Below are 6,287 nucleotides of genomic sequence, written 5' to 3'. Positions count from 1 at the left end.
GCCGGTCTTCACCTTTTCCCAGAACTCGTCCGTCGTGTCGTACAAGGCGTTCACGGCGGCGCCCTGTGTCGCCCGAGCCGCGCTCATGGCGTCCCAGCTGCTCACGGCGGCGACGGTCGCCGGGCTCGCGGGCGGGGGCGTGTGGCTGGCCACCGGGCCGGACCGCGAGCTGGCGAAGAGCTACCGGCGGACGCTCGCCGTCGCCGACGGGCGCTACCTCGCCGCCGCCGTGCTCTACGCCGGCCAGCTACGGGTGGGCCACGCGTTCGCCTACCAGGGGTCTCCGAGCTGGATCTTCCTCACCGTCGAGTCGGCCGGACAGTCCGGCTCGTACGAGGCGAAGCTGGTCGGCAGGGACGGCGCCTGGAGCGACCTCGGCAAGGTCACGGTCTCCGATGGGCGCGCCTCGTGGGGCACCGCCGTGCCGATGCCGATCTCAAGGATCGACCGGGTCGTGCTCCAGAGGCCTGGCGCGCCCGACGTCGTCGCCGCCTTCGGGCGCTGAGGCGGCGCGCCTGCCGGCGTACAGGCTGGTGAGTGTGACGGTGAGCAGGACTGCGACGATGACGCCGAGCGAGGCGAGGGTGGGGGTCTCCGGGACCCACTCCCACAGGCCGTGCGCCCAGTGGAGGACCAGCTTGACCCCGATGAGGGCCAGGATGGCGGCCAGGCCGTAGTTGAGATGGCGCAGCCTGGCGAGCGCGTCCCGCAGCACGAAGTACAGCGCCCGCAGGCCCAGCAGCGCGAAGGCGTTGGTGGCGAAGACCAGGAAGGGGTCCTCGGTCACCCCGTACACGGCGGGCACCGAGTCGACGGCGAAGACGATGTCGGTGGCGAAGACGGCCACGGTGGCCACGGCCAGCGGAGTGATCGCCAGCCGGCCCTGCTCGCGGACCACCAGTCGGAAGCCGCGGTAGTCGCCGGTGACCGGGACGAGACGGCGCAGCAGCCGGACGCTGCGCATGGAGGCGACGTCGACCTCCTGGTCATCCCCTTTCAGCACCTTGACCGCGGTGACGATCAGGACCGCCCCGAACAGCAGGAACACCCACGTGCCGCTCTGCAGCGCCGCGGCTCCCAACGCGATGAAGACCGCCCGCAGCACCAGCGCCCCGATGATGCCGTACAACAGCACGCGCTGGGTCAGCTCGTGCGGCACCGTGAAGGCTGACAGCAGCAGCATGAACACGAACAGGTTGTCCACCGACAGCGACTTCTCCACCACGTATCCGGTGAAGAACTCGACCGCCACCCCGGTGCCGAAGGCGCCCCACAGGTACGCGCAGAAAGCCACCGGCAGCACCAGATAGAAAACCGACCAGGCCAGGGCCTCGCGCATGCGCACCTCGTGCGGGCGCCGGGTCAGAATGACGTCGACCACCAGCAGCAGGACCAGGGCCGCCACGGTGATCGACCACAGGCCGGGTGACGCGATGGTGCCCTGATCGGGCGCAACCAGAAATGTCCCCGCGGACATGAAACCTCCTCGAACGTGCTCAGCCGTTCGAGGTCTCCTTCACCCGGGGTCACGGGCGGCCGTCCGGGGACGCCATGTACGTCCGTACTGACCGGATCGACGCTTGGGAAGTACTCCCCTCGCTCGCCCCAGGGTAGGACAAATCCGGCCAGCGAGCCACTATGGCCGGGACCGCGTAGCGTCCGCGCTTCGAGACAGGGAGTGCAATTGGCTCTTGCCATGATCGGCGCTATGCGTGATGCTTGCAGACCTCTTGAGCGAATCGGCCGAAAGCTCCCAGAGCGCGTCCTGTTCCGGGTTGTGGAGCTTCCTGCGCGGGCTGCGCCGCGGGCGATGAGAGGTCGCGGGCCGGTCCCGGGCTCGATTGCGAGCCCGGGACCGGCCCGCCGAGGTCCACACATTCGGGCCCGGTTCACTCCTCGTCGGCCAGGACGTCCTCGCCGACGAGACGGCGGAGCCGGTCGTTGGCCTGCTCGAGCACCGTGAGCGCGATCTCGCACCGATCCTCGTCCGTCTCGCCCATGACCTCCTCGGCGAGCTCCGCCCATGCGCGTTCGATGGCGGGCACCAGCTCGTGGCCGACCTCCGTGACCAGGATGCGCACCTGACGGCGGTCACCGGCCACCGCCTCACGCCGGAACCACCCGCCGCCCTCCAGCCGGGCCAGACTGCGGGTCGCGGTCGGCGGCTCGATCGCGAGCCGCGCCGCCAGCTCCTTGACGGTCATGCCCCCAGGCTCCTGAGCCAGCAGCCACAGCAGCACGTCCTGCCCCGGGTGCAGCCCGAGCGCCGCGAGCTTGCGCGCCTTGGCGGCGCGATAGAGCTTGCTCATCTTGTTCAGCGCCCGGTTGATGCGCATCACGTCACTTGCGTCCACATCACTCATCCTACCGAATGTGTATAGTCGGCTAATAAGTAGTCGGCTAACTATTGGAGAAGCTGATGGATCTCGGACTCAACGGGCGGGTCGTGCTGGTCACCGGGGCATCCGGCGACATCGGCCGCTCGATCGCCAAGGCGTTCGCGGCGGAGGGGGCGCTGGTCGCCGCCGGCTGGCACCGTAACGAGGAGCGGGCACGCGCACTGGTCGACTCGATCAACCAGGCGGGCGGGAAAGCGATCACGGTGCGGACCGACCAGCATGACCCCGAGTCGGCGGAAGCGGTGGCGCGCCAGGTCGAGAACGAGCTCGGCGACGTAGCGGTCCTGGTGGCGAACGCCGTCTCCTGGCCGGTGGCGGCGCCGGAGACGTGGGAAACCCTGACCACCGGCCTCACGGGGAACGTGACGGGCACGCTCGCGCTGGTCGACGCCGTGCTTCCCGGCATGCGGAGCGCCGGCTGGGGGCGGCTGGTGCTGATCTCGTCCGACGTGGTGGACCAGCCGCTACCCGCCGGCGTGGCGTACCCCGCCGCCAAGAGCGCGCTGGAGACGGCGGGAAAGGTGCTCGCCGTGCGGGAGGCCCGGCACGGCATCCTCACGAACGTCGTCCGGCCGGGCTTCACGCTGACGGAGAGGGCGCTGACCTGGCCCCAGTTCGGGCAGGAGGCCGTCGACGCCGAGGGCGCGAAGACACCGACGGGGCGCATCTGCACACCGGAGGACGTCGCCTCCGCGGTCGCCTATCTGGGCTCCGCCGCGAACGGGCACGCCAACGGTGAGGTGCTCTCCGTGGCGGGCGGGCGGCACCTGACCCGCTGACGGCAGGCGGCTCATTCGCCGCCGAGCTGAGTGTCGAGGCGGTTCCCCACGTCGATGGAACGCCTCGATGCTCGGCTCGCGTCGTTCACAGCGTCCGGGCACGTTCCGCGAGGATCTGCGCGCGGGCGAGCTGCACCTCCCTGGCCTTGCGGGCGGCGTACCGGAGCACCGGCCCGAACGTCGCCCGCACCCTCAGCACGTCCTCCACCTCGGTCCCCTCACCCCCGGCGGCCAGCCCGAACCGGTAGTCCAGCCGCACCCCGCCAGGGCTGTCCACCTCGCCCTCGACGCCTTCGCGGGAGGCGCGCAACGTCACCTCGATCAGGTTGTCGTACCGCACGAAACCCAGGAACCGGAAGCGCTCCACCGACACGAACCGGGTCTGGCCAGACTCCCGCCGCACGTCCCGCACCTCCACCACGAGCGGCGACAGGCCCACGTAGCTCGACGGCTCACTCAGATGCGTGAGCACCGCGGACGGCGGGGCCGCCACGTGGAAGACGTTACGCAGCAGAGTCTCCGGCACGGCTCGGCCTCCCAGGCGTCGAGATGCGATCTGCCCAGTATGGGGGTCAACGGGCGAGTCCCGCGATGAAGCTCACGCGCCGTGCCACGAATGCCAGAGGGCGGCGTACGTGCCGCCCGCCGCGACGAGGTCGTGGTGCGTGCCCAGTTCGGTGAGCCGGCCGTCCTGCATGACCGCCACCCGGTCGGCGTCGTGGGCGGTCTGCAGGCGGTGGGCGATGGCGATGACCGTGCGGCCGGAGAGGACGGCGGCCAGGGCGCGCTCGGTGTGGCGGGCGGTTCCCGGGTCCAGGAGCGCGGTGGCCTCGTCGAGGATCAGCGTGTGGGGGTCGGCGAGCACCACGCGGGCCAGGGCCACCTGCTGCGTCTGCGCACCGTCCAGGCGGTGGCCGCCGGGGCCCAGGTGGGTGTCCAGGCCGTCCGGGAGGTCGTCGATCCAGTCGGCGCCGACGGTGGTGAGAGCCGCGCGCAGGTCGGCGTCGCCGGCGGAGGGGGCGGCAATGCGGAGGTTGTCCCGTACGGTGCCGAGGAAGACGTGGTGCTCCTGGGTGACCAGGATGACGCGCTCGCGCAGCCGGTCGGGGTCGAGGTCGGCGACGGGCACCCCGCCCACGGTGACGGTCCCGGTGCGGGGCCTGTCCACGCCTGCCAGGAGCCTGCCCAGGGTGGTCTTGCCGGCCCCGGATGGTCCGACGATCGCGAGGCGTTCGCCGGGCTGGACGGTCAGGTCCACCCCGCGCACGACGTCGGGGCCGCCGTCGTAGGCGTAGTGCGCGCCGGCGACCTCAAGCCGGTCATCGGCCGGTACGGGGGAGGCCGCGGCGGCCGGCGCCTGCCGCGAGGCCGGGGCGAGGCCCTCGACCCGGGCGAACGAGGCGCCGCTGCTCTGCAGGTTCTCCAGGTGGAAGAGGACGGTGTCCAGCGGCTGGGACAGTTGCCGCAGGTAGAGGGCGGCGGCGACGACCGCTCCCAGGCTCATGCCGTCCTGCGTCATGACGCCGCCGATCAGCAGGACTCCGGCCACCGGGATGACGTAGGAGACGTCCACGATCGGGAAGAGCACGCTGCGCAGGAACAGGGTGCGGGTGCGGGTCCTGCGGCACTCGTCGATGGCCTGCTGGCAGGCCGCGATGCGGCGGTGCTCGAGCCGGAGCGCCTCGATGGTGCGGGCGCCGGTGGTGGCCGCGGCGAGCTGCTCGGCGAGGGCCGAGTCGGCCGCCCCCTCGTCCAGGTACGCGGTGACCGCGCGGCGCAGGTACCAGCGGGCGGCGAACCAGATGCCCAGCAGGCCGAGCACGCCGCACGCGCCCAGGAGCGGGTCGAGGGTGAAGACCGCGCCCAGGATGAACGCGGCCTGGACCGCGGCGATCAGGACCTCGGGACCGGAGTCACGCAGCGTGGCGCCGACCTCCGCCACGTCCCTGGTGCCGCGGGTGGTCAGGTCGCCCGTGCCGGCGCGCTCGATCACCGAGGCCGGCAGGGCGAGGGCGCGGTCGGTGAACTGCTCGCGGACGCGGGCCAGCGTACGCTCGCCGAAACGGTGGCCGAGGTAGCTCGCGTAGCGGGTCAGCAGGAGCTGGACCAGGGCGAAGACGAGGATGGCGAGGGCCAGCCGGTCCACGGTGGCGACCCCGGCGCCGGACTTGACCTCGTCGATGATGCGGCCGAGCAGCCACGGGCCGACCAGTCCCGCACCGGCGGCCAGCGCGTTGAGGGCGATCACGGCGGCGAAGGCGCGGCCGTCGAGGCGGATCAGGCGGAGCGCGGCCCGGCGGACCTGGGAGGGCTCGGCGACAGGCAGGGTCCCGGCCCTGGACAGGTCGCTCATCGGACGGCCTGCTCGGACTGGGAGCTCGTCTCGTCGACGCCCGTGCCGGTCTCGTCAGTGCCCGTGCTGGTCTCGCCGGAGTCCGTGCCGGTCTCGTCGTCCGCGTCGCGGGACACCAGCAGGCGGTAGCCGGGGTGCTCGCGCAGCAGGTCGCGGTGGCTGCCCGCCGCCGCGACGGACCCGTCCTCCAGGTAGTACACGGTGTCGGCCTGGTCCAGGACGAGTGGCGAGGTCGTGGTGACCGCCGTGGCGCGGCCCCGGCGCGCGGCACGCAGACGGGCCGCGATGGTGGCCTCGGTGTGGGCGTCCACGGCCGAGGTGGGTTCGGCCGCGAGGAGGATCTCGGGGTCGGCCAGCAGGGCGCGGGCCAGGCGTACGCGCTGGCGCTGTCCGCCGGACAGGTTGCGTCCCTGAGAGTCGATGGCCGAGTCCAGCCCGTCCGGCAGCCCGCGTACGACGTCCTCGGCCATGGCCGCGTGGACCGCCCGCTCGACGGCCTGCTCGTCCGGATCCTGCCTGCCCGCGATGACGTCGCGCAGCGTGCCCGCGAACAGGTCCGCCTCGTTGTCCGCCACCAGGATCCGCTCCCGTACCCGTGCCAGGTCGATGTCGCCGAGGCGGACCGCGCCCCAGGTCGCGGCGGACCCGGTGAACCCGCCGAGCCGGTCGAGCACCGCCGCGGACTCCCCCGGCCGGGCGCTGACCAGCGCGGTCAGCTCGCCCGGCGAGATCTCGACGCCGGAGGCGGGATCGCGC

The 6,287-nt window shown here is 72.3% G+C and carries 7 protein-coding genes; 2 read left to right on the top strand and 5 right to left on the bottom strand.

What is annotated here, in order from left to right; translation table 11 throughout:
* Positions 1-505 (top strand): hypothetical protein (locus tag AB0J09_RS53245; protein WP_360709735.1); only part of this gene is annotated, 505 nt, incomplete at its 5' end.
* Here the strand turns inward: AB0J09_RS53245 and AB0J09_RS53240 are convergent.
* A complete protein-coding gene (locus tag AB0J09_RS53240) occupies positions 437-1,477 on the bottom strand; it encodes a TerC/Alx family metal homeostasis membrane protein (protein WP_360709733.1) in 1,041 nt (346 codons plus the stop codon). The two genes, AB0J09_RS53245 and AB0J09_RS53240, sit on opposite strands and share 69 nt — an antisense overlap.
* A 412-nt stretch (positions 1,478-1,889) precedes the next feature.
* Entirely contained in the window at positions 1,890-2,363 is a 474-nt protein-coding gene (locus AB0J09_RS53235; RefSeq protein ID WP_360709731.1) for a MarR family transcriptional regulator, read from the bottom strand.
* A 56-nt stretch (positions 2,364-2,419) separates the two neighbouring features.
* Between AB0J09_RS53235 and AB0J09_RS53230 the strand changes: the two genes are divergently transcribed.
* A complete protein-coding gene (locus tag AB0J09_RS53230) occupies positions 2,420-3,178 on the top strand; it encodes an SDR family NAD(P)-dependent oxidoreductase (RefSeq protein WP_360709728.1) in 759 nt (252 codons plus the stop codon).
* An 85-nt stretch (positions 3,179-3,263) separates the two neighbouring features.
* Here AB0J09_RS53230 and AB0J09_RS53225 read toward each other — a convergent pair whose 3' ends face one another.
* The 3 genes from AB0J09_RS53225 to AB0J09_RS53215 form a co-directional block, all read right to left on the bottom strand.
* Positions 3,264-3,704, bottom strand: a complete 441-nt coding sequence (locus AB0J09_RS53225) for an SRPBCC family protein (protein ID WP_360709726.1) — start codon at positions 3,702-3,704, stop codon at positions 3,264-3,266.
* A gap of 72 nt (positions 3,705-3,776) precedes the next feature.
* On the bottom strand, positions 3,777-5,531 hold the full coding sequence (locus AB0J09_RS53220; protein ID WP_360709724.1) for an ABC transporter ATP-binding protein: 1,755 nt from the start codon (positions 5,529-5,531) through the stop codon (positions 3,777-3,779).
* A partial coding sequence (locus AB0J09_RS53215) for an ABC transporter ATP-binding protein (RefSeq protein WP_360709722.1) occupies positions 5,528-6,287 on the bottom strand: 760 nt, incomplete at its 5' end. The genes AB0J09_RS53220 and AB0J09_RS53215, both read right to left, overlap by 4 nt.

The organism is Nonomuraea sp. NPDC049784, assembly GCF_040659615.1.
GTDB lineage: Bacteria > Actinomycetota > Actinomycetes > Streptosporangiales > Streptosporangiaceae > Nonomuraea.
This window is presented reverse-complemented; position numbering and strand designations above follow the sequence as displayed.